A 24,280-nucleotide genomic window follows, 5' to 3' on the forward strand; every position below is an offset into this window, starting at 1 on the left:
AGTGTTAAAATAAACCCATTTTTAAGGTTGGGCGTTGAATAAAATTGGCTAAACAACGACTGGATATTTTACTGGTAGAACAGTCTCTATGTGACTCTCGACAACTCGCCCAACGCTTGATCCGTGCGGGTGAAGTGATGGTGGATCGGGTGGTGATAGATAAACCCGGGACGTTGGTTTCTACGGAGGCAACCATAACAGTTAAGGAGCGATCGCCCTTTGTCTCTAGAGGAGGAGAAAAGTTAGCCCATGCTCTTCACTATTTTCACTTAAATGTTGCTGGACGAATTGCCCTCGATGGCGGAATTTCTACGGGAGGCTTTACGGACTGTTTGCTACAAAATGGCGTAAAACAGGTTTACGGGGTTGATGTGGGATATGGCCAAGTAGATTGGCGTATTCGCACCGATCCGAGGGTGATTTTGAAAGAGAGAACCAATTTACGCTATTTGAGTCCCGAAGAGTTATATAGTGGGGAAGACCTCGCAACCTTATCAGTAGTTGATGTGTCGTTTATTTCTTTAGCAAAAGTGTTACCAGCCTTATGGACATTGTTAGCTCCTCCCAGGGAGTTAGTCGCGTTAGTCAAACCCCAGTTTGAAGTCGGGCGATCGCGAGTCGGTAAAAAGGGAGTTGTCCGCGATCCCAAAGACCATAGTCAGGCGATCGCCACAGTCTACCAAAGCGCCTGTAGTCTGGGATGGTCCTATCGAGGCTTAACTCATTCTCCCATTACCGGGCCAGCGGGAAATATTGAATATCTGCTCTGGTTACAAATGGCTTCAGAAGATCCCGATAGCTGTGGGGCCCTAGATTTGTCTATTATTGATCAATGCACCCTAGCAGCAAAAAATGCTTTCTGAATCTTGAACTCCTTACCCCCACTCCCATGGATCGGTTAAAACTTCTTTTCCGAATTGTCCTTTATATCCTGATCGTTCCTTTAGTGATCAGTTTAGTTGTCTTAAGTAAATTACTATTTATTTTTCTGGCCGATCAGCATATCTATTCCCTACCGATCATTGGCGATATTTTTCGCATGTTAGACTTGAGCGAACTGTCTAACTTGATTTCCTTTGCCATTTTAGGCTTGGGGTTTGGACTCTCCACCATTTTTTTGCCCCCTCGTATTCGCAAACAAGTGAGTCTAGTCTTGCTCGTTCCCACCATTCCCTTTATTCTCAGCATTCCCACAGTCGTTCGCTATAATAACTGGCTCAATGATATTGCCGAAAATACCCAGTTGTCGTCTGGAGAAATTGTGCAAAAAACGGATGGGTTTCTGGAAGAGAAAACTGGAAAAACGGGGATGTTAGGCTTTTATCTCTATACGGCTAAGTTTCCCATTCTACCCACCCAAATCGATCGCCTTAACCAATTAGAAGCCGAGGATAGCCGCTTAAAGTCGATTTTAGCTGGTTTCCTAGGCGATCGCGCCCAATGGCTCGATTGGGTCTTTGCTGTTCAAGGATGGTTGTTGCGCGCGGTTTATGGGGCGATCGCGATCGTGACGACCCTGATCCATTTCCAAGAAGGATCTCAGCAATTACAGCGGTTTTCTAGGCGCAATAAGCCCAAAAAAGGGAGTAGGGAGTAGGGTGCAGACGTTATCTATTCTGAATGATTGATTTAAAACGACAACAGCACCCAGATGACTTACTTCCTGAGTGACTTCCCTAGTATTGTTTGAGCCTATTTGGAGTCCAACTTTCTTCACTAAAATGGGCGTGAATACTGGTTGATTTTCCTCCCTGCTACTTCAGTTTAGGAAGTTTCAAGTTTCAGTAGGGGTGCTGCCGTACTCTCTTGAGACAGATAACAGTTAATCAGCGATTTACCTCTTAACTTTCAATTGGGTTGTGTACAAAATGGCTGTTAATCTGCCAGCGAAGCTTTACTTGCTTCATGTTCTTACTATAAACATTTCTTCGACTCAAATCAAGCGATTGTAACTAAACTTTACTCAATAAATTCCTGTTCAAAATATTTCCTTTAAAACGACAACAGCACCCGGATGACTTACTTCCTGATTAACTTCCCTTCATTATTTGAGCCTATCTGGAGTTCAACTCTCTTCACCAAAATGGGCGTGAACACTGGTTGATTTTTCTCCCTGCTATTTCAGTTTAGGAAGTTTCAAGTTTCAGTAGGGGTGCTGCTGTGCTATCTTGAGACAGACAACAGTTAATCAGCGATTTACCTCTTAACTTTTAATTGGGTTGTGTACAAAATGGCTGTTAATCTGCCAGCGAAGCTTTACTTGCTTCATGTTTTTACTATAAACATTTGTTGGGGTCAGATCAAGCCATTGCAACTAAACTTTACGCAAGGAAAAGTATCTGATTACAAATATAATGATTTACTGTTACATCCACCTCAATCTGAGGGCAACCGTTTATGGCTAAATTCACTGATATTACAAACCATTGGGCTCAAGCGGTCATTGAACAACTGGCGGATCAAAAGATTTTTAGCGGCTATCTCAACGGTCAATTTAAGCCCGATGCACCCATGAACCGGGCAGAATTTGCGGCTGTACTCTCCCGCGCCTTTCCCCATCATCCGAAAACGGGCCAAACTGGAGTTCAATTCAGGGATGTACCTCCTTCCTATTGGGCGTATGGGGTGATTCGCCGTGCCTATGCATCGGGATTTCTGCGCGGTTTTCCCAATCAACGCTTTCAGCCCACGGATCGGCTCTCCCGCCTGCAAGCTTTATTGGCTTTAAGTAATGGCTTAAACTATGAACCGCAAAACTTGGTGGAGATGACTTTAAACGAAACTTTTGAGGATGCCGATCGCATTCCCGAATATGCTAGATTGGCGATCGCCGCCGCTGCGGAACATGAATTAGTCGTCAACTATCCGGACGCGAACCAACTGCGTCCCGATGCGATCGCCACCCGCGCCGAAATTGCCGCTATGATTGCCCAAGCCCTACAAACGGGTAATAGTGTCTCTCCAGTTCCCGATCAATATATTGCTAAAGTCAACATTGCTCCCCCAGTTCAGCTTACCGGAGAACTGCGGGGACTCTGGTTAACCCAACTGAGTCCCCACTCGCACTTCTTTCCCAACAATACGGAAACGGCGATCGATTATTTATCCCAATTTAATTTCAACACTCTCTATCCCAGTCTATGGAATCAGGGTCAAACCCTCTACCCCAGCCCCCTGCTGCAACAGCTTACAGGAGTTACTCAACCCTCTGACAATCCCCTAACAGAATTACTCAAAGCCTCTGGGCGCAACCGGATTAGCATCATTAGCTGGTGGCAAGGAGGGCTGAAACTTCCCGCGAACTCTCCCTTACTCGAAAACCGTCGCCATTGGATCGCTACCCGTCAAGATGGAGTCCAATTTGGCACAGGAGAATCCAGTTATGTTTGGCTTAACCCCTTCCATCCCGAAGTACAAGCCTTTATCCTCAATTTAGTGGGAGAAATGGTCAGTCAGTATGAAATTGAAGGCATTCAACTCGACTCCTCCTTCTGTCCGCCCGTTGAATTAGGCTATGATGCGGTTACCAAGCAACTTTATCAGCAAGACCATTCCGGAAAACAGCCCCCTTCTAACCCCCAAGATCCAGCCTGGGTGAAATGGAGACGCGATCGCCTCACAGACTTTCTCAAACAGATTTCTATCCGCATCAAAGCGCAAAAACCCTACTGTATTCTCAGCTTTGTCGCCGATCTTCAGCGTACCGATACGCTCCAAGATCCCCAACTTTGGGCAACCGATCGGGTTATTGAAGAACTCATTGTTTACTCAGACTCTAAACCTTCCTTAGACCATCCGGCGATCGCCCTAGCGAAACATAAAATTCCCGTCAGTCTCGGTCTATCAACTCAGAATACATCTCTGGTGAAAATTAAACAGGAAGCTCAAGAAGTGCGCGATCGTAACTTAGCCGGAATCTGTTTCTTTTCCTATACCACTCTCATGACCTTACTCGCTCAAAAGCAAGCCGAACAAGAATTTAGTGCCCTCTTTCCCGAATTAGTCGAACGAGCGCAAATCATTCCCTCCCCATCGTTATAACTTCATGACTCGTTACGATCGAATGAGAGGTCTAAGAAACCCGGTTTCTGGTCTACGCAGGGGTCTTCTCCCACAACTTAAGATAAAATAGGAAAGTTAAAAACCCGATTTCTGGGGTGAGAGCGATGCCCTATCGTCAGGTGCAATTTCAGCAAGGATGTTATTATCACATCTATAATCGGGGAAATAATCGACAGCCAATATTCTTTGAAACGGACAACTATCTCCACTTTTTACGTCAGTTTCGCCACTACTTCATTCAACCCCAAGCCCTCGACATTTTAGCCTATTGCTTGATGCCCAATCATTACCATTTTTTAGTCTACTTAAATCAGGCAGACTTTTCCCAGCACATGCAACGGTTTACCCTGTCCTATACGAAAGCTATGAATCGGCGTTATGAGCGAGTGGGTTCATTATTTCAGGGACGCTTTCAGGCCATTTTGGTCGATAGAGATCGATATTTAGCCCATTTAACCCGCTATATTCACCTGAACCCAGTGCAGGCGAATTTGGTCGAGTCGGCTGAAGATTGGCCGTTTTCCAGTTATCCAGAATATCTGCAAGTGCGCGGTGGCACTTTACCCCAATGTGAGAGGGTGACATCGCTGTTTGAGTCGGTAGATGCCTATCGCGAGTTTGTCGAGGAGGGAGGACAGGATGAGGTGATTCAAAATTTGCTCTTCGATGAGTAGCCAAGAAACTCGCGGGGGGTCTAAGAAACCCGGTTTCTTCGAGAAACCCGGTTTCTGGTCTACGCAAGAGGTGCAAGAAAACCCAGCTTCTAGTCTCCGTGGAGGTGGCCAAGAAACCGGGTTTCTACCTCTGTTCATTGTTCATTACCTCTCCCTACGGCATCCGCCAAGGTGTCCAAGCCTTCCTCCTCCAATTTGTCCAACAACCCCTGTAAAATCCGTTTCACCATCCAGGGGCCTTGATAAACCCAACCTGTATAGACTTGAATTAAACTCGCGCCGGCGTTAATTTTCTGCCAAGCATCCTCTGGGGTGAAAATTCCTCCCACGCCAATAATCGGTAATTGCCCTTGGGTTTGTTGCCAAATCAAGCGGATCACCTCTGTAGATCGATCGCCCAAGGGAACCCCACTAATGCCCCCTTGCTCTTCCTCCATCAGAGCGCCAGTTTTGGGATTGAGTTTGGTTTTCAGGGAATGTTTGTTAATTGTGGTATTGGTGGCAATAATCCCGGATAACTGGTAACTCTGGGCCAAATTCACCACATCAGCGATCGCCCCATCCTCGAGATCCGGAGCAATTTTCACCAAGAGGGGTTTGTGCCCTTGGTTTTCCTGTTGAATAGCCTCTAAAATAAGACTCAGTTGGCTGGCATCTTGGAGCGATCGCAAGCCAGGGGTATTGGGTGAAGAGACATTGACCACAAAATAATCTCCCCAATCCCTGAGTATACGGAAGCTCTGGCCATAATCGGCCGCCGCATTTTCTAGGGGTGTTATCTTTGACTTACCCAAATTAATTCCAATCGGAATTCGATGGGGGGTAGGGCAATGCTGGCCATCTTTCAACCGTTCTGCCATAGCTTCAGCGCCCTCGTTATTAAATCCCATACGGTTTAAAACCGCTCGATCTTGAGTTAAGCGAAACAAACGGGGACGGGGATTACCCGGTTGCGGATAGAAGGTGACTGTACCGAGTTCCACCGATCCAAAGCCTAAACGATCCCACATGCCCACCGCCAGGCCATCTTTATCATATCCGGCAGCTAATCCCACCGGATTGGGGAAGGTTAATCCCCAGAGAGTTTGCCCGAGGCGATCGTCCGTTAACCCTAACGTCCGATCGATAAAGGTGGCATAGCTGACGATCTGTTGGTGACTTAACCAGCTTAAAGCGCCCATAACCGAGTGATGGAGATCTTCTGGATCGACTTTAAGTCCTGCAAAGATAAATTGTTCAAGCATGGGGAACGGTTCCAATTGAACGGGTGAATAATGGATATTTAATCGGTGTTTGTCCAGATTCAAGTTACCCATTATTCCCGATCGACACTAAGCTTGTCTATTATTGATTCGTCATTCGCCCTTATTTACTATCCCTAGAAGCCTCGGTCTATGCCTCAGCAGTCAATACCGAAACAAAGCGAAAAACAACTGGTTACCCTGGGTCGGACTCTTCAAACCTTACGGGAAGAGGAAAGCCTGGATGTGTTGGTTGACACAACTATTGAATATATTGAAACGGAATTTGAATATGATTTAATCTGGATCGGTTTGTATGACCGGCGAGAACATCGCTTATTTGGCAAAGGAGGGATTCTCCCCTCGGGAGGCGATCGCTCCATCCTCAAACAGACGTTTGCCTTGAGTCCTGGAGATTTGTTCGAGCAAGTGGTGATTCAGCAAAAACCGGCAGGGGTTCCCGACTTGCGGGAAGAGCGACGAGCTGGGGAATGGCGGAAGTTAGCGGTAAAATTGAATATTCAAGGCACAATTGTGTTTCCCCTGCGCTATCGGGCCCTATGTTTTGGGGTGGTGATTTTGGGATCGAAATTGTGGGGAATTTCGCCCCGCTCGGATGAAAAGGCTCGTCTATCAATGATTTTTGGCGAATTGGCGGCCAGTTTAAATGAGATGGAAGCTAATTGGCGCAGGAATTTGGAGAAACGGCCGGATAAGCCGTTATTAGATGTTTTGGATCGGTTGCGATCGCTCTCCGATTTTCGCCAGCGGTTAGATGCAGTCGTGGCCAAAACCCATGAGTTTTTAGGTCCGGATCGGACGAATATTTATTGGTTTGAGCGCGAGAGACGCTATTTTTGGCGCAGAACTACCAATCTTCAGAAAACCCCCGCTCAAGGGGTGGGAAATCAAGCGTCCTCTGGCATTACGGTGCAGGAGGTGATTGGGTTTTATAAGGCCCTGGTGGCCGATCAGGTGGTGTCTGTGGGGGAAGCACGGAGTTCCCTGAAGGCCGATACCACCAGTCGCCTCATGCAGCAAATTAAGGCTCGTTCCCTGTTAGCCGCTCCAATTATCTATCAAAATGAGTTGCTGGGTTTTTTGGCGATCGAGGGGAATGAACCGCGTATTTGGGAGGATGCAGAACGCAAATATGTGCGGGGTGTGGCTCAGTTAATTGCCATGATGGCTCCCCTAGAGGAGATGGAGGAAGCAGTGGAGCGCACCAAAAAAGACCAGGCGTTGACGGCTGATTTGGTGCGATCGATCTATTCTGAGGATGATTGGCGACAGACCTTAGATCATTGTGCCCATTTGGTGTGCGATCGCCTAGGAGTAGAGCGGTTTTTGGTCTTACTCTACGATCGCGATAAGAATCATTTTGAGGTGGTTTGTCAAAGTCAACCCGCTAACCGTCGTCCTATTCCTTCCCTGCTACCGGTTCCTGCGGATGAAGAATGGCAGCAGCTTGAACAGTCGAGAGCGGCAATCCCGATTGAAAATTGGGAGGAAGATTGGGAACTAACCAGTTGGCGCTCCCTGTTTACTCAGGTGGGAATTAAGAGTGTTTTACTCTGTAATACGGCGATCGGCCATGAGATGGAAGGGGTGCTGATGGTTGCCCATGATGTGGCTCGAACTTGGGAGGGTACGGAATTAGAATTGGTACGGGTAGTGGCGCAACAGTTAGGGTTGATTCTCCACCAATGGCAACTGCATAGCCAGCAACAACAACAGGAAAAGCTACAATCTTTGATTCAATGGGGACAAACAGCTATTCAATCGGCGATCGACAATTCGGATATCCTAGAAGAGGAGACCCTCAAGCAAATTGTCCAGGTATTTAAGGTTCCTTTAGCGTTGAACATTCGTTGGTCTTTGGAGAAGCCAGAGGTCGGTTATATTACCAACGCCCAGGTCACTAGCCCTGAGTTTAATATACAGACGAAAGGAAAGATTGATCTGGCCCACGATCCCTTGATAGAAGGGGTTTTAGCCAGCTCAGGGGTTTATCAGCTCTCGAGCGAACACCTTTCTCCACTGACACGCCAATGGTTGAGTGGATCGGGCATTGGGGAAATTGTGGCGATCGCCTTTCGGGCGGATGAACAGGCAACGGCAACGGGCATTATTGTCTTAGCCGATGCTCCAGGACGGTTATGGGCCGATCCGTACCTTACGGCTTTAGGAATTATGGTTCGACAACTGGCTTGGTCTGAGCGCATGACGACGCTGCAAAGTTACTTTGAAGTCCAGCAGGATCGGGCGCAAAAGTTGAATTGGTATAAGCAACGTCGGAGTGAGATGGCCTATCGCAAGCTGACAATGGAACTGAAAAAACTGAGTAATTTGGGGACTCCCAAGGATGCTCTAACGGTTACCCGTTATCAGCAAGGATTGCGATCGATGAATTCTACATTGGGTCATCTGGCGCAAATGCTCAAAGATGAACAATGGGAATTGCAATGGTATCAGATGCACTTGCCTTTAGTCAGTTTAATTAAACGGGCGATCGAACGGGTGGATGTATTGGTGAAAAAGCGGGAACAATTTATCCGTGTCCAAGGACAACCGGGAGCGATGAATTTGGTGGGTGATGTGATGAAATTAGAGTTGATTTTCCACGAAATTTTAGGCATTGCCTGTAAAATGGGCCAGCCGAAAGCACAAGTGGATATTTGGTGTAATGGTCTCTCGAAAACGGAACTCCTCCCTGCTCAGGAGAAAATTGCCCAGCGCTTGCGCCAGAACCCCAATCAATCGAATCAACTTGAACCTCTTTTATTATTTGATGTTTCGATTGTTTGTGCCACATTATTAGAACCGAGTTTAATCCTTGAACTCCAGCAAGGGCGATCGCCCGATCTCCTGACTCCATCTTTGCTGGATCAACCCCCCGGTTTGCATTTGCTCATTTGCCAATCTCTGATTCAAAGTGTTGGGGGATATTTTAATACTTACTCTCTGGAAAATGATCGGATTATGTTCCAGTTATTGTTACCCGTTGAATCGAGTCAAGATTAATCCTTTCGCCACTGGGGCCGGTATTTCCACAACAAACGCAGCAGGCGCAAAGGATAATAAAAGAAAAACAACCCGGAGGGTAAGGGGAGTATTTCCCACTCTAGGGGGGTAGGGGTTGCTACATAGTCAAACCAGTACCACAGGCGATCGCGCCATGAATCCATTGTTTGCACATAAATTTGTCCCATTAACTTGAGACTATCTGTATCAGATGTGAGGTTAAACCATTGTTCCTCTACTAATTTGGCTAAGTCCTGAATCTTGCGATTATTAGCTAAGTTAGTCCTCCACTGTTCAGGAATCGGAGCATCTAAATAATGGTAGGCTAACCATAAGCCTAGCTCTAACATGGTTTGAGTGCCCAAATGACCCACTTGGCGATCGATCCACTGCCAATCCAAATCCCGATATCGATTTAAGAGTTCAGCAATATCGCAAACCCAAGACAAATGAGACCAATCATGTTTAGCCCCATGAACACATAAAAATAACAATAAGGCTTCTGGAGAGAGAGTAAGAATGGTTTGATTCGCCAATTGTACTCGATTTTGATAGTTTTCATCTTCCCAAACCAATTGGGGATTTTCATGAAACGAGAGCGCCGAAGAAATCAAAGACCAATGCAAATCCAGATGCACCTCTTTTTGGGGGGAATAGAAATTATGCTCTGGGCGAATTTGGGTATACTGATGTTCTTGCCATCCCTTAAACTCGAATTGGGGTAAATATCCTTGTTTGATTAGAGTTTTCGAGGCTTGAGCTACCGCCTCTTGAGAAATTAAAATATCTAAATCAACAAATTGCCTCAATCCCAAATTTTGATAAGCAACTTCAGCCAAAACCGGCCCCTTAAATGCCAAAAGTGGGATATTTTGCCTCTCAAAAAGTCGAATGATTTTAATCAATTCTTGTGTGAGGGATAAGTTGCGGCAAGCATTTTGCTTAAACTCGCTATGGATGACTTCAAAAAAAGCCATATCAACTCGATCTTTAAACTCTTTAATCGTCCAGTAAAACAGAGGAATTAATCCATGATAGCTAATCGAATTGAGAATATCATCCCAATTTAAATTCCTTGACAGTAGCTCTAGAATTTTCTCTTGATTTTCGCCAGAATGATACGTGCGAGCGCAGTTCAAGATGAGTTCATGTTCAAGACGCATGTTTAGGAAGAAGAAGCGTTATCGATAATAGTGAGCTTGAGTATTAAACAGTGTTGCATAAATCCCTGCTTTTTCCATTAATTGCCTGTGATTTCCTGTCTCCACAATTCTACCCTCTTTTAAAACGAGAATTCGGTCAGCAAATTTCACAGTTGAGAGACGATGACTAATGATAATAGACGTTCGTTTTTGCGTTAATTGATTCAACTGTTCTAAGATTTCTGCTTCTGCTTGGGGATCTAAGGCGCTAGTGGGTTCATCTAAGATTAAAATGGGGTGATTTTGACGCAGGAAAGACCGCGCGATCGCCACTTTCTGCCATTCACCAATACTCAGTTCTTCTCCATTAATCAATTGTTTGCCTAAAATCGTATCATATCCTTGGGGCAATTGCACAATAACATCCTGAATCTTAGCTAATTCAGCCGCTCGCTTAATTAGGGCTAAATTATCCCAGTGCTGAATATCTCCAACACCAATATTCTCTTGTACCGTTAAATGGTAATGGGCATAATCTTGAAAGACAATGCTAATCTGCTCTCTTATCTGTGTGGGAGATAAATCGCGCAGATCAACCCCATCTAAGCGAATGGTGCCAGCAGTCGGATCGTATAAGCGGCACAACAGTTTAATCAGCGTGGTTTTTCCTGCCCCATTTGCCCCGACAATAGCGATTGTTTCTCCAGGTTCAATCGTAAAGTGAACATCTTCTAGAACTGAGCGTTGACTCCGGGGATAGGAAAAACTGACCTGCTCAAATTCTATTTTGCCTTCAATCATCGCCGGAAGTCGAACGGGGTGAGATGGTTCTCTAATAGTTGGTGTCAAGTTAAGAAATTGATAAAACGTGGAGAGAAATAGACTATTCTCATACAAAGAAGCTAAATAACTTAAGCTTTCTCTCAGTAAGGTTTGTCCTCGCTGAAAAGCTTGATAGTACATGACTAAAGAGCCAATGGTAATTGCCCCCGTTAATGCCCGATCTGCCATCAGAGCAAAGGCGGTAAAAACGGCTAGAGTTGCACTACTTTGGGTGATACTTTCGGCAAATGAACGACGCGCAGATAGGGAGATGCGTTGTTGACGAATGCCTTGACGGAGGGTGTTAAAACGTCGTTGAAAGAGTTTCCCTAAGTCAAATAAGCGAAGTTCTTTGGCATGATCGATTTGGGTGATTAGCGTACTATAATAATACGCCATGCGTTCTTGGGGAGTCCATTGTTGCCATTGGCGATAAAGCTGTTGGGAAAATTTTAGCCGAACTAGAAAAACAGGGATAGCAGCTATTACGAGGATAAGGGCGATCGCCCAATCCAAAGAAAATAGTAGAATGCCGATGCCTACCAGAGATAAACTACTATTGCCTAATTGGATGAGTCGGTTTAAAATTAAAGGTGGACGGTAAGATGCCTCGGTCTGTGCCTGATGAAGTACATCATAATATTGGGCATTTTCATAGTATTCCAAATCTACTTCAATGGACTTGGCATGAAGCAGATTCTGCACGTAGTCAGTAACAATTTGAGATTGCGCTTCACTTACCCATCCGGCTAAGGATCTCAGTCCGTCAGCAATAATCGCCACCAATGCAGCAATAGCAATTAGCACAAGTATCGGTTTTAGGGAGGCTTGGGGAGTGGAAATGCCTTTGGTGATGCGATCGATAATCAGCTTGGTGAGGTATAGAGAAACGAGGGGTAAAACGGATTGGAGACCGACTAAGACGATATTTGCCAGTGTTAGCTTGGGGGTACTCTCCCAAACCAACTGCACCGCTTTTCTGAGATAGAGCAACCGTTGAAAGCGGGAGGCGATCGCAGCGATTATCGCCATTATTCTATTCACTGTACACTGTTGATAATTGTCCTACCCGCGTTAAAGCCTCTTTCGGCGTAGAAAATGCTCCTGGAAACTGCTCCATTAAAACTCCTGCAATTTCGCTCACCGATTTTCCTTGCCCCATAGACTCTAAAACCAATTGCGCTATCTTACCCTCTTGATTCAACTGGGGTATAAAATTCCCTGCCTGCTTCCGCAACTGCTGAGGAGAAAGGGATTGGGCAAAAAATGTAGATTGCTTAAACTGAGCCTTACACTGGCTTTCTTTCCCTTGTTCCCATACCTGGGTATCCCAACGGAATATATAGCTATTGTTTACCAAGTTAGCTTGTGAATTCACGGAAATTGTATCGCCTAAACGAATTTCAACCGGCTCTAAAAACGGGAAAAACGCTGTCCCATAAATCAATTCTGGCATTCCTGGAGCGGTGGAAAACCCAACGCCCTCAATCAACGTTGCATCAAACCATACACTCAATCCATGGGCTGTCCCACTCCGAGAGGGTTCAAAAATCATTTGATTGCCCACATTAGGATTTTCAATGGTTCTATAATCTAACGTTGCCCAAAGTTGCGGTTGTACCAATAATTGAGAAGGCATTACCCAGCCTTTCCCCCAAATATTATTGACGTTTTTTTTCGCCGCATCCATGTTGAAACTATAACAATATTTATCCCAAGGATCGTTAATTGTGTTCCACAAATTAGGTGCTTCTACCACACTCACCCAAATGTTATCCTGTTGGGGAATCAACACACCTCCGGGACGCAATAACCGGGTTCTCGCATCAGCTAATGAGCCAATATGTTGCTGAAATAAAGGTAAAACTCCCCGCAAGTCAGAGATGATGACATCAGCTAATTCGGGTAATTTAACGTTAGTCGATAGGTCTTGGATAAATTCAATTTTATCCCTATAGCCATTAGCAACTGCGGCCTGTTTGCCGATTTCAATCGCTGGATTGGTTTCAATGGCGTAAACTTTTTTTGCACCTAACTGACAAGCAAGGAGGGCAAAGATTCCGGTTCCCGTTCCTATATCGAGAACTACTGAATCTGGAGTAACTGATTGTTTCAAAGCTTGCGTATAGGCTTCCATGCGGCCGCGATCGCCGATCATGGAGCCGTAACCCGAGACACTATACATGGTCTAAATTCTCTAAAATCACAGTTGGAATGTTGAATAAATGCTCAGAGTCAGGGTGAGCATTCAGTTGATAAACCGGAACTTGATTAACGGTGTCGCTGAGAAAACCAAACTCCTGTTCCCGCATGGTTTTATCGAGGAGCAAGTTGGCATAAGTATTGGCAATCAAATCCATTAAAGCTTTACGTTTTGGCAGTTGTGTGAGCGCTGGAATGGGAGAAGAACTGGTGCGATCGCCTAATATATAAATACCAACGAGAGGTAGAGGAGTATCTTGGAACTTGTACTGGTCTTGATTGAGGTCTAAATAGGTTTTATCCCAACTGGGGTTAGTGGGAACAAGGCGAGGAAGTGCATCAGGGTTGTTATAGAGAATTTCTACAGAAGAAGGCCAAAGTCTGAGTCGGGGATAGGCGGGCTGAACTAGAATCTGATGGTCTTGGTCTAGTAAAGCTACGATATCGTCAGAAAGGATAGGATATCCAAGTTCGGCAAATGCTGCTGCGGTGGTGGATTTTCCTGCACCAGAACGACCGACGATGGCTATGGCGCGATCGCCGACGGCGATCGCACTCGCATGAAGACAGGTTACTCCCCGCAGACGCAAAACTAGACCCATAACCGGGCCAAGCAAATAGGTCGCTGTATCCTCTAAGGTGAGGTTTTTCGGCCAAGTCCCCCAGATTTCCGTACCTTTACGGTCAAAGACAAACTGAGTGCCATCATCATAGGTCAACCGCAGATGAGAACCTCCCAGAAGTTCCTCTACTATCCACACGGGATTACCCATTTCTGTTATGGAAGAACTTGTAGACCAAACGGGAAAATGATGCTGATCTAGGTTCTGTAGCCAAGGAGGTTGAGCATTAAGGTAAACTACTAAGTCTCCCTTTTGCGCTCTAGACAAAGCTACTAAACCTGGGATCAGAATCTCAGATTTGATGTATAAGCCAAACGCTAAATAAAGTCGTGCCAAGACAAAATGAGATCTTTATAAGGGAGAGGAGTCTGTTAAATTGAAGTCTAAAGGTTACATATTATAACCCGTCTTATTAGTTACGCTGGGGGGTCCTGAATGATTATCACTATTTTGCTGGGGCATATTGTTATTCTGTGTTAACTTGCTAATGTCACCATAGACTTTCAAAGTGGGACAGTTATAAGTTTTTTTGGATGTTTGTTTAGACTGTAAGTACATAGTAGACCTCCGATTGGGATTGTGAGTGAACTAATGCTAACTGCTCCAACCAATAGTTAAGACTAATGGGACGAAGATTGATCCAAGCTTCACTGGTTTGAGCTTCCTTTCCGCAAAGGTTAGGAATCACTCCATGATTAATATACAGCGATAACTCAGAAATTGGATCAAACTCATCCACCCATTTCATCCTTGATTGCTGTAATACTAAGTTAGTGGAGTTACCCATCGCTGGAGTTTTCGGTCTGGTACGAACTGATTCTGGCAACTTATTCTTCATACTTACCCGCAGGAGTTCTTTGAACATCATCCAAGGAATAACTGGAATTGACAATAGAAATTTGATTACGCGTAAATCAAAATAAGGATATCGGACTTCAAGAGGAGAATGGGTTATTCCTGGGTCATAGTTTTCAAATAGATAGGGCCAAAATCTCGAAGTCAGACTGAAATACGCTTCCGGACGTACAGGATGTATGGGTTTGGGTCTAATAAGAGCATTTCTCCATCTTAGGGTTAAGTTTAATTTATTTGACCATTGAGGATTGAGCCATACAGGATAAGGGAGTTGCCAAGAAGATATTCGTAACTTTTCTTTGATCCGAGCGCGTATTCCTGGTTGAGGAAACCGTCCATGGGAGCGCCAGTAGGACAACCATTCTCTTAAAAGGGTTCCTATTTTCCTCTTTTTAATTAAATAGAGTGAATAATAATATGCACCTTCATTACCAAACACCCCATCTCCACCTTCACCACTTAATCCAATTCGGCTTTGATCTGTAATTTGTTGTTCGTATTCTTGATTTTTTCGGGTTAGAGAAATCAGAGTAGGTTCTGGGGTACATGATTTAATTTCTTCGAGTCCTTTATAGACCTCAAAGTCATCAGCAATTCGGTAGTGGATGGGAATGTCGAGATGTTGAGCAACTAAACCGGAGTAGTAGCGCTCTTCATCGGGGAGGAGACGATCGAAGACGGTGGTGTATGCTCTGAGATCGTGGGAGGGGTAAGTTTTTGTGAGGAGTTCTTTGGCGATCGCCGTTACACTGGTCGAATCTAATCCTCCACTCATGTAAACTGCAACTTTATTCGTTCTCAGCCGATCGCCGACTGCTAACCGCATTAACTCCAAAAACTGCTCTACATACTCTTCATCCCGTTTATACCGGATATAGCCATCCGTGGGCAATGTCCAGTATCTCTCCACCTTAAAGCTCTCTGGAGTCCAGATTAACCGATGTGCCGCAGGCAAGCGTTGAATATCGGCAAAGGCGCTCGTATCGATTTCTTGGTTGTAGCCGAATAGGAGAAAATCGGCGATCGCTAAATCATTAAGCTTCTCCGATACAGACGGATGCAGTCTCACACAATTGAGCGTATTGCTAAACACAAATTCTTTGCCCAAATGAGCGTAGAAAAACGGTTTTACTCCAAACCGATCTCTGGCGCAAAACAAACGCTGTTCTCTGCCATCCCAGATGGCGAAGGCAAAATCCCCAATCAGGTAATCCAAACAATCTATACCCCAAACCTGATAGGCATCGAGGATTAGATTGGGATCGGGAGTATCTAAGTCAACCGGTTTTCCTCGGTCTTGAAGACTACGGATCAACTCTCTGCGACCATCTACCCGTGCATCTGCTACAATCCATACCCGCCGATCTACCGTTAGAGGTTGGGTTTCATTCGCAGATTCGTCAGTTGTCCTTAACAGGGTATGCCCAAAACCAACAGAACCCTCTGCCCAGATTCTCTGGACATCCGGTCCTCGGAAGGTCATATATCCTGTCATCCGTGCCAATAGTTCCCGGTCAACCGGGGCATTATCGGCATTGACGATTCCTACGATTCCGCTCACTCTCTTCACCTCTATATGGTGTTTAGATGGAGTAATTAGCTGATTTTTAAATCAGCCTGGCCGCTTAAAACGAGCTGATTATACTCTACCTATGCCTTAACTGTAAACCGATCTACCTTGATTTTTCCAGAGTATACGATAGCACAACTGAAGGATTTCCCCGAATCATTCTTATGCAATATTGAAAAGCAATGGGCGATCGCTCCCGATCCTTAAAGCCACTTTTACACTGGACTCACAGTAACCAGGTCATGATCGACCATATTTTCAATCAGTTCGATTAAATCTTGGTGCAGTTTTTCCGGCTCTACCTCATACTCTTCCAATAGGCGATCGCTCGCTTCTTGAATCGAAGCAGAACCTGTCAACAGGGATAACATCCGTGAACCCACCTCATCCAAGCCGAAGTATTCCTCACTGTTTAAGTTGAGTAATACTGATTCTCCAGAGAGTTCCTGAACTAGAACCTCTGGAGCTAGAGTAATATTTTGTTGATTAGAAATAGAGATTTCCACCTTAGTTTTGGGTTAATTAATTAGCTATGGGTCAATTGAGCCATCGTGCGAACTGGATTCAGCTCATAGTATAGCGATTCCGTAAAACTTAGCAAGGCCCGTTTATCCCAGCTTATGCATCTTGCCTTTAAGGGTTACACTGAAAGCATACACTCAAATTAATCCGATCTCCACACTTACCCTCCATGCAAACGCTGACTGCTAGAACCGTTTCCCTAAGTGAACTCGAAGATCGTTTTCAACTGCACTTGACAAATGACCCTGATGCTTTCTCAGAATGGCACACAGCGCTACCAGAATTGACCAATACAGAGCAAGATCGCTGCGATCGCATTAAAACCAGCTATACCTATCTCCTGCGCTATCCTCCACTGCTGGAAAACACAGTGAAAATGGTCGTTCTTTCTCCTCTGTTAGATATGGCAGGTTTCTTTTTACCTCCCTTCCGCATTCGCTCGGAAGTCTCTACAGAAATCACTGACCAAGATGGAGAATTGAAAGTTACGGGCAACTTAGATGTATTGGTGTTGAGTGAGAAGTTTTGGGTATTGGCGATCGAGTCTAAGCAAGCGGCTTTTTCCCTAGAAGTAGGCAGATCTCAACTACTTTCTTATCTCCTTGCTAGTCCTCATGCAGCCACATCTGCCACCTATGGACTCCTCACCAATGGAGCTAATTTTACCTTTGTGAAACTTATACCTGATGTGAACGGGTTTATTTATGATCTCTCAGATGAGTTCAACCTTCGTAACCGCCAGAATGGTTTATATCCCGTTCTGCAAATTCTCAAGCGTCTGGCTAGTGTATTCACCCAAAGAGTCTAAAATTGCTGGGAGGTTCTGTGGGGGTTAACAGCACTCAACCGTTCTGAAAAACTTAGAGAAACTACGACAAACCTAAACTAAGTTGTACATAGTCTGATGTTTCCTTCCTGCTTCGCTGTGCCCGCTTTGCCGAAGCATTACGTTGGTTTGACACTCCACAGGCTGACACGGGAGAACTTCCCGCCTTCGACAAGTTTATGGCAGCATTTAAGTCACGGTCTAAAAAGAAGCCACAAGATGGACAGATAAACATCCTATCTTTGAGTTTTAAGTCTTTCTTGATTTCTCCACAATCTGAACAAGTTTTAGAAGAAGGGAAAAATCTATCTACGACTGTTAACTGACTGCCGTACCACTGGCACTTGTACTCCAGTTGCCGCCTAAACTCATAAAACCCACCATCGGCTATCGCTTGAGCTAACCGATGGTTTTTGAGCATTCCGCTCACATTTAAGTCTTCTATAACTACCTCGCTGTGGTTTTTCGCTAAGTAGGACGTTAACTTATGGGTGGCCTCTTTACGAATACAGGCAACTCTATAATGTGCTTTGGCTAAACGCTTGATTGCTTTTTTGTGGTTGTTGGAACCTTTTATTGAGGTTGAGTGAGGTTTTGAACGATTTCACAACAAAAATCCTTGGCTACTGCCTTTAATTGTTGGACTATCTGTTTATTCTTATGGCTTCTTGACCCATAAAGCCTCGCTGAAAAAACCCTTACAGGAAGGACAAAGGGAAAACCTGGTTTTCCCTATTGCCTGTTATCCATTGTCTCCCTGCCTAATAATGGTTGCCCACCTTTCGATGGTGAACGGCAGTTAGAGCATCTACATTACTGACTCGTCCAGTATCAATGGTGGAATAGACTAACCAATGATCGGAAAGCTCCATCCGACTAGCCACTTCACATTCTAGATAAGCAAGAGCATCCGTCAAAATGGGGCTGCCATTGGCGGCTGTTTGGGTTTTTACCCCTTCAAAGCGGTCGGCACCAGGGCCAAAGCGCTTGAGGAAATGGCGCATTAAGCCTTGATAGTTATCTTCGCTGAGGATATTGAGAACAAAAGTATCGCCTACATGCATCAGGGATTCGATCGCCCGATCCTTGGCTACAGCAATGGTAATCCCTAGGGGCTTAAAGCTCGCTTGAGTGACCCAAGACGCGAGCATAGCGCTTTTGAGGGAGCCTTTTTGGGCGGTAATGATATAAAGTCCGCCACTTAAACGACCCAAGGCCCGGTCTAGGTCATTATCCAGGGACTTCATCTGTTTAATGGCATCTTTGAGTCCCAAAAGTTGCCCCATATCCGTTCCCGCTTCTTCACAGACTTGATAGGTGGCTTCTGTGGGAACTTCTTTGATCAAAATAGCGGGAAAGGCTTCTTTAAGTCCCAGTTCTTGGAATTGGTTCCGCAGGGGATATATGGAGAGATCGTCGCCTCCACCGGACTCAAAAAGACCGATCGCCTGTTTATCGTTGGCAGCGACTAAAATGGTACTCAGGGCTACTTCTGCTTCTTTGCCAACATCTCCGGACTGGGGAGTCGCTCCAATGATGAGGGCTGATGCCATTTCTACCAGTTCCCGGACTTCCTGGGGATCGGACGATCGCAAGTCCATCATTTCTACAGCGATCCCGGTTTTGGTAATTCCGTGGGAAATTGCTTGCGAGAGGCGATCGCTATAGCCATAATCGGAAGTATAGAAGACGGCAACGGTTTTTTCGGCTTTGGTTTTCTCCTTACTCCAGCGATCGTAACGGCCGGTGAGTTCCTCTAAGTTATGCCACAATAGAGGCCCATGGCCGGTGGCAATCAGGTTAATCTCTGGGAGTTTGGCCATCCGTTTCATGGCGTTGACAACAGAACGGGCATTGGGAGCCATTAAGCATTCATAGTAGAAGCGAAAGTCTGCTTCAATGTCGCTTAAGTTTTCATCATAGGTGCGATCGGAGCAATAGTGCATTCCGAAGGCATCGCAGGTATAAAGAACAGACGTTTTATGGTCGTAGGTAAAGATAGTATCGGGCCAATGGAGATTCGGAGCGCTAACGAATTCTAAAATATGGCCTTGACCCAAATCTAGGGTATCGCCATTTTTCACCAATTGGCTTTCAAAGGGTTTATGAATTAGATTTTGGAGAAATTGAACGGCAATTTTAGCCCCAACTACGACTGCATGAGGAGCAAGTTCGAGGACATCTTTGACCAAAGCACTATGATCGGGTTCCGTATGACTAATCACAATGTAGTCAATGGTGGCGGGATCGATTTGTCCTTTGAGGGTGTCAAGATAGAGTTGCTCAAATTTACGATGGGACGTATCCACCAGAGCGGTTTTTTCACCTTGGATAATGAAGGAGTTGTAGGTGGTGCCATTTTGCAGTCCGAACTCGATGTCAAAGCGATCGCGATCCCAGTCGAGGGAGCGGATCGTTGTCGTATTTTCGGCGATCGAAGCGGTTTCTATTGTTAGTCTTTTTTGAGGGCGATCGGTCAGTGCTACCATAGTTTTCTGTCCTGTATGGGAGGTGAGGGACGACGGCGATCGTCGTTATCTATATCTCTCTTTATTGTTACAAAATCCTGGGATTTCGGAAAGGTCAGTCCAGTCAGAAGAATTAATCAAACGAGTTAATTACGGATATACCCCATGGAGAGCAGGGGGATGAGGAGATAGGGAGATAGGGGGTTTTTATCATATCTGCCGACTCCCCACTCCCCACTCCCTGATAAACTGTAGACAGAATGTTAACCGTGTTTCTGCTATGCATACCCAATCTTCGTCTTTGAGCGCCGAGCAACACCAGAAAAAAATGAAACGTCGCCAAGAGGTGCAAAAAGAGCGCGTTAGCAAAGCCGATAAGGAAAAGGGTTTGATTATTGTCCATACAGGAAATGGGAAAGGCAAAACTACAGCCGCGTTAGGAATGGTGTTGCGATCGCTCGGTCAGGGCTATAAAGTGGCGATCGTGCAATTTATCAAAGGCGCATGGGAACCGGCAGAGAAAGCGGTTTTACAACCCTGGGTTCCCCAACAACTGGAATTTAAGGCTATGGGAGAAGGCTTTACTTGGGATACTCAAGATCGCGATCGTGACATCGCTAAAGCCACAGAAGCTTGGCAACAGGGATTAGCCTATTTGCACAACCCTGAATTTCGCCTCGTATTACTCGATGAAATTAATGTGGCACTTAAATTGGGATATTTGCAGGTTGAAGACATTATTGCCGGTTTAAGCACAAAACCCCAAGATTCTCACGTCATTCTCACGGGTAGAGGTGCGCCAGAAGCCTTAATTGAAGCCGCAGATTTGGTTACTGAAATGAAGTTACTTAAACATCCTTTCCGCGAGCAAGGAGTCAAAGCACAACCCGGAATTGAGTATTAGTATTCATTAATAGACTTCTGGTAGCAGTTAGGGAATAGGGAATAGGGAATAGGATTGTGGTACATGGCTTTGGGGATTCAACGGTGTACTCCATGACAGCACAAAGTACTGTATGCAAGAGATCTAATAATTAGACTTCTTCTGTCACTTTCCAAAACAGAGGGAGTGGACAGTCAGTAAAACCCTGTTTTCCCATTCCCCATTCCCCATCCCCTAATCATTTTTCTCAGCGACTTGAGGTAAACGATCGCCTAAAAAACTCCATTGAGCGATCGCCTCATTAGTCCATAACCAATCGTCTTTTCCTAGAGATAGAGGTTGAAACGCCAATGGAGCGCGATCCATTACAGCCTCATAAAATTCAAATGCTTTTTGCTCTTGATTTTCCTGGGCAAAAACTAAGGCTAATCCAGCATAAGCCGTTAATAATTCTGGGGAAGCCTCACTCTCAGTATGCTGAGTTGCCAGCTCAAAATTCTTCTTGGCTTTACCTAAATCATTGTAGGCATAATAAGCAAATCCTAAAGCATTGTAATATTTTGCCTGTTGAAACCCTTCTTTTATCGGAATGCCCCAATATCGGATGGCATCATCCACACTGTAATTGCGGTTTCCCTGTTGTAAGGCTTGCCAAACTAAGCGCCCCCAAATATAACTTAACTCTGGTTCATTGTTCAACTCACGGGGAGCCGTTTCTAAGGCTTGCTTTGCATAGGAAATAACTCCACTGTCAAGCAAGTCTTCTACATGGATAATTCCTTGCTCCACATTACTTTGATTAAACTCAGCGATCGCCTGAATGACCAGATTCTGGTTGGCATTTTCTGTATTGGGCTGATCCGTAGGCAGAGGAGAAGGACTCACGACAACAGGATCTTCCCAAGGATTGACAAAAGTAATATATTCCTGGGAAATACTAAATATCAATAGAGCAACTCCTCCCAAAAGGCTTGTCCCTATAATCCCAAAGCGCCCAAGATCTAAGGGAAAAGATGAGAGTCTCACCCATCGCTTAGACGATCGCCTCTTGTCCGGTAATGCCTTTTTTTCAGGTCTCTCTACAGGTAAAGAGGAAACCGCTTGAGTGTGTGCCAAAGCTTGATTCAAGGCGATATTCCCTTGGGGATGTTCTGGATCGAGATCGAGCAATTGACGATAGAGTTCAATCGCTTCTTGGACTCGGCCTTGTTCATGTAAAATACAGCCTAAATGGTAATAAGCATCAGTATAATGGGCATCAGTTAATAAAGCCATCTGATGGGCAGAAATAGCATCTTCAATTTGACCTTCTTGATAAAAAATGACTCCTAAGCGATCGTAGGCTTCTACATCCTGGGTATTTTCTTGAATTCGTTGCTGATAGTAGGCTTTATCCTTCTTGATGGAAAGCTCAGGAACTTGTGGAGACGCAACAGCCGGGACAGGACGAGAGACAGAATGGGGACGCTTCTCTGGAGGAAAAAATTGCTCAAATCCGGGTTGTAAATAGAGAATGGGCAAGGCAAAATAGAGAGCATCGGAACCATAGGCAGCAATCAGACCCTGACGAGTCCGATTTAAGCTTAAATCAATGGCATATTCTCGCTTCAGGTTGCGATAGAATAATTGACTAAATGTGATGGCGACTTGATCGGGGATGAGATCGCCCATTGCCAAGACACTGGGAATCCCTCGTTTGAGCAAACTTTCCGCTAAACTGGTATCTCCGCTTCCCGCACTGGAACAGGAATTAAACAGGGCCATTAAAATGCCATTATTGACTAATAAACCGGCTAAATCTTCTCCATGGAGTTGTTCAGTTAAGCCCGTATGTCGATTTTTGAGATAGATTTCGCCTCCTAAGGCATTGGCTTGACTATGACCGGAATAATGAAAAATGTGATATTGTCCTTGTTCTAGGGTTCGGGTTAATTGTTCGCGATCGGGAAAGGTGAGAATGTCCAAATGGATATCCAAACCTGTACCTTTGTGATTTTGCAGTTCCCCTTGTAAGCGATACATTTCTTGATCGAGAGCTAACCCTTGTTGATCGCTTGGCGCTGAAAGCACCATCAAGATGTTTAATGGTTCTACAATTGGATCGGAGTTTAAAGGTCGGATTCTGGGATTGAGATGGTAGCGAGAAAAGAGAATTTCTGTATTGGTGGTGAGAGGGCGATCTCCAGCATGAAGAATTTCCCAAGGAAGTTGGGCGACTAGGGGATCTTTCAAGTGTAAGCGCAACCGTAGGGGTTCGGTGCGGTTATGGGCAATTCCTTGGGCAGTATGCCAACTTTGGGCGATTGTTCCTTGAAAGAGGGAGCTATACAAGCTTTTGCCAAAACTGACTAAATCTACAGACTCGGAGGAAAGGGGAGTCGGAAATAGAGGATCGCCGATCAGATATTCTGTTAATTCTAGCCAATCGGCGATCGGCCATTCCACCTGTTCTTCCGCTAGAGGAACTCCAGGAGCAACTAATTCGGTTCGCACTAAGTAAGTTTTACGCAAGGGAAGATTCTCACTGGCGCTTTCCCTGACATAACCGACTGGCGTGACGGACAAATGAAATTCTTGAGTCACTGCTTCACCTGCACCTTTTCCCGATTCGGATAAACACTTGGCTCTGACTTTCTTTACAGGAGTTAGAGCCTCAAGTCAGGGAAGTTTCTAGATCGGGGAAGTCGGGAGTGGGAAGTTGAAAGAGAATCAAAGCAGTCAGAAATAATTGGCGATCGCCTTGTATCCTCTCTGCAATTGTTTTAGAATGAGGTTGCTGAAGGTAGACTTTGTATACTACAATACTTCTACATAAAGTAGCTAAAACGATCTGCTTGGGTACAAAGAGGCTCAATCCAAGATCTCGATCGCAGCATCGCAACAATGAAACCTCAAGCAATGGTAAAGGCACTCTAAGTTGAAGCACCACGGAACTTTAAGTTAACGTTAGATTATAACTATCTCCGATCAAAATTTATTTCTTATTCTCAAGCCTGCTCAACTTAATTTATCCCTATCATCCCAAATCCGTGAGACCAAACCTATGAAACTTAAGAAACACGCTATACAAGCAGCAAGCTTGTCTCTAGTGACGATCATGGCGCTCTCGATAGCAGAAGAAACGGTTCAAGCTGCTATGTTTACTCCTCCTTCAGACAATAGCGCACCCAGTCAATCCACGGGAGGAGCATCGAGGAGCAGTTTTCTACCTCCTTCAGACAATAGCGCACCCAGTCAATCCACGGGAGGAGCATCGAGGAGTCGTTTCTTACCTCCTTCAGACAATAGCGCACCCAGTCAATCCACGGGAGGAGCATCAAGGAGTAGTTTCTTACCTCCTTCAGACAATAGCGCACCCAGTCAATC

17 protein-coding genes and 1 pseudogene are annotated in these 24,280 nt (G+C 45.2%); 8 read left to right on the forward strand and 10 right to left on the reverse strand.

Annotated features, from left to right (window positions below):
• The first annotated feature begins 44 nt into the window (after window positions 1-44).
• From J7545_RS20510 to J7545_RS20525, 4 genes are all read left to right on the forward strand, one after another.
• Window positions 45-863 (forward strand): TlyA family RNA methyltransferase, encoded by an 819-nt coding sequence (locus tag J7545_RS20510; RefSeq protein ID WP_318701564.1) that lies wholly within the window; start codon window positions 45-47, stop codon window positions 861-863.
• Window positions 864-889: 26 nt separating this feature from the next.
• Window positions 890-1,597, forward strand: coding sequence for a hypothetical protein (locus J7545_RS20515; protein WP_318720072.1), 708 nt, complete (start codon window positions 890-892; stop codon window positions 1,595-1,597).
• An 800-nt stretch (window positions 1,598-2,397) separates the two neighbouring features.
• Window positions 2,398-4,041, forward strand: a complete 1,644-nt coding sequence (locus J7545_RS20520) for a glycoside hydrolase family 10 protein (protein ID WP_318720073.1) — start codon at window positions 2,398-2,400, stop codon at window positions 4,039-4,041.
• Between the two features lie 125 nt (window positions 4,042-4,166).
• The gene (locus J7545_RS20525; RefSeq protein ID WP_318701569.1) at window positions 4,167-4,736 is read left to right on the forward strand and encodes an REP-associated tyrosine transposase; all 570 of its coding nucleotides are present in this window, start codon (window positions 4,167-4,169) and stop codon (window positions 4,734-4,736) included.
• Between the two features lie 134 nt (window positions 4,737-4,870).
• Here the strand turns inward: J7545_RS20525 and J7545_RS20530 are convergent, their stop codons facing one another.
• On the reverse strand, window positions 4,871-5,980 hold the full coding sequence (locus J7545_RS20530) for a quinone-dependent dihydroorotate dehydrogenase (protein WP_318720074.1): 1,110 nt from the start codon (window positions 5,978-5,980) through the stop codon (window positions 4,871-4,873).
• Between the two features lie 150 nt (window positions 5,981-6,130).
• Between J7545_RS20530 and J7545_RS20535 the strand changes: the two genes are divergently transcribed.
• Window positions 6,131-9,001 (forward strand): GAF domain-containing protein, encoded by a 2,871-nt coding sequence (locus J7545_RS20535; protein ID WP_318701572.1) that lies wholly within the window; start codon window positions 6,131-6,133, stop codon window positions 8,999-9,001.
• On the opposite strand, the gene J7545_RS20540 is transcribed toward J7545_RS20535, so the two are convergent.
• From J7545_RS20540 to J7545_RS20565, 6 genes are all read right to left on the reverse strand, one after another.
• Window positions 8,998-10,164, reverse strand: a complete 1,167-nt coding sequence (locus tag J7545_RS20540) for a nucleotidyltransferase family protein (RefSeq protein WP_318701573.1) — start codon at window positions 10,162-10,164, stop codon at window positions 8,998-9,000. The genes J7545_RS20535 and J7545_RS20540 overlap by 4 nt on opposite strands.
• An 18-nt stretch (window positions 10,165-10,182) precedes the next feature.
• A complete protein-coding gene (locus J7545_RS20545) occupies window positions 10,183-11,997 on the reverse strand; it encodes an ABC transporter ATP-binding protein (RefSeq protein WP_318701575.1) in 1,815 nt (604 codons plus the stop codon).
• A gap of 4 nt (window positions 11,998-12,001) precedes the next feature.
• Window positions 12,002-13,150, reverse strand: a complete 1,149-nt coding sequence (locus J7545_RS20550; protein WP_318720075.1) for a 50S ribosomal protein L11 methyltransferase — start codon at window positions 13,148-13,150, stop codon at window positions 12,002-12,004.
• Window positions 13,143-14,126, reverse strand: coding sequence for a hypothetical protein (locus J7545_RS20555; protein WP_318701578.1), 984 nt, complete (start codon window positions 14,124-14,126; stop codon window positions 13,143-13,145). Before J7545_RS20555 ends, J7545_RS20550 begins: the two co-directional genes overlap by 8 nt.
• A 205-nt stretch (window positions 14,127-14,331) precedes the next feature.
• A complete protein-coding gene (locus tag J7545_RS20560; protein WP_318701580.1) occupies window positions 14,332-16,206 on the reverse strand; it encodes an asparagine synthetase B family protein in 1,875 nt (624 codons plus the stop codon).
• A gap of 224 nt (window positions 16,207-16,430) precedes the next feature.
• A complete protein-coding gene (locus tag J7545_RS20565) occupies window positions 16,431-16,721 on the reverse strand; it encodes a PqqD family protein (protein ID WP_318701582.1) in 291 nt (96 codons plus the stop codon).
• Window positions 16,722-16,906: 185 nt separating this feature from the next.
• Here J7545_RS20565 and J7545_RS20570 point away from each other — a divergent pair, with 185 nt between their 5' ends.
• Window positions 16,907-17,545 (forward strand): restriction endonuclease subunit R, encoded by a 639-nt coding sequence (locus J7545_RS20570; protein WP_318701583.1) that lies wholly within the window; start codon window positions 16,907-16,909, stop codon window positions 17,543-17,545.
• 61 nt (window positions 17,546-17,606) lie between these two features.
• Here J7545_RS20570 and J7545_RS20575 read toward each other — a convergent pair whose 3' ends face one another.
• Both J7545_RS20575 and J7545_RS20580 read right to left on the reverse strand, forming a co-directional pair.
• The gene (locus J7545_RS20575; RefSeq protein ID WP_318701624.1) at window positions 17,607-18,140 is read right to left on the reverse strand and encodes an RNA-guided endonuclease TnpB family protein; all 534 of its coding nucleotides are present in this window, start codon (window positions 18,138-18,140) and stop codon (window positions 17,607-17,609) included.
• 184 nt (window positions 18,141-18,324) lie between these two features.
• Window positions 18,325-20,052: a diflavin flavoprotein gene (locus tag J7545_RS20580; protein ID WP_318701584.1), complete on the reverse strand. Its 1,728-nt coding sequence runs from the start codon at window positions 20,050-20,052 to the stop codon at window positions 18,325-18,327.
• 259 nt (window positions 20,053-20,311) lie between these two features.
• Between J7545_RS20580 and cobO the strand changes: the two genes are divergently transcribed.
• Complete coding sequence (gene cobO / locus J7545_RS20585; RefSeq protein WP_318701585.1) at window positions 20,312-20,935, forward strand: cob(I)yrinic acid a,c-diamide adenosyltransferase; 624 nt, start codon at window positions 20,312-20,314, stop codon at window positions 20,933-20,935.
• A 213-nt stretch (window positions 20,936-21,148) separates the two neighbouring features.
• Here cobO and J7545_RS20590 read toward each other — a convergent pair whose 3' ends face one another.
• The gene (locus tag J7545_RS20590; protein ID WP_318720076.1) at window positions 21,149-23,497 is read right to left on the reverse strand and encodes a CHAT domain-containing protein; all 2,349 of its coding nucleotides are present in this window, start codon (window positions 23,495-23,497) and stop codon (window positions 21,149-21,151) included.
• Window positions 23,498-23,957: 460 nt separating this feature from the next.
• Between J7545_RS20590 and J7545_RS20595 the strand changes: the two are divergent.
• Window positions 23,958-24,280 (forward strand): annotated as a pseudogene (locus J7545_RS20595) (hypothetical protein); the annotation flags it as partial.

Source organism: Roseofilum sp. SBFL, assembly GCF_017746885.1.
GTDB lineage: Bacteria > Cyanobacteriota > Cyanobacteriia > Cyanobacteriales > Desertifilaceae > Roseofilum.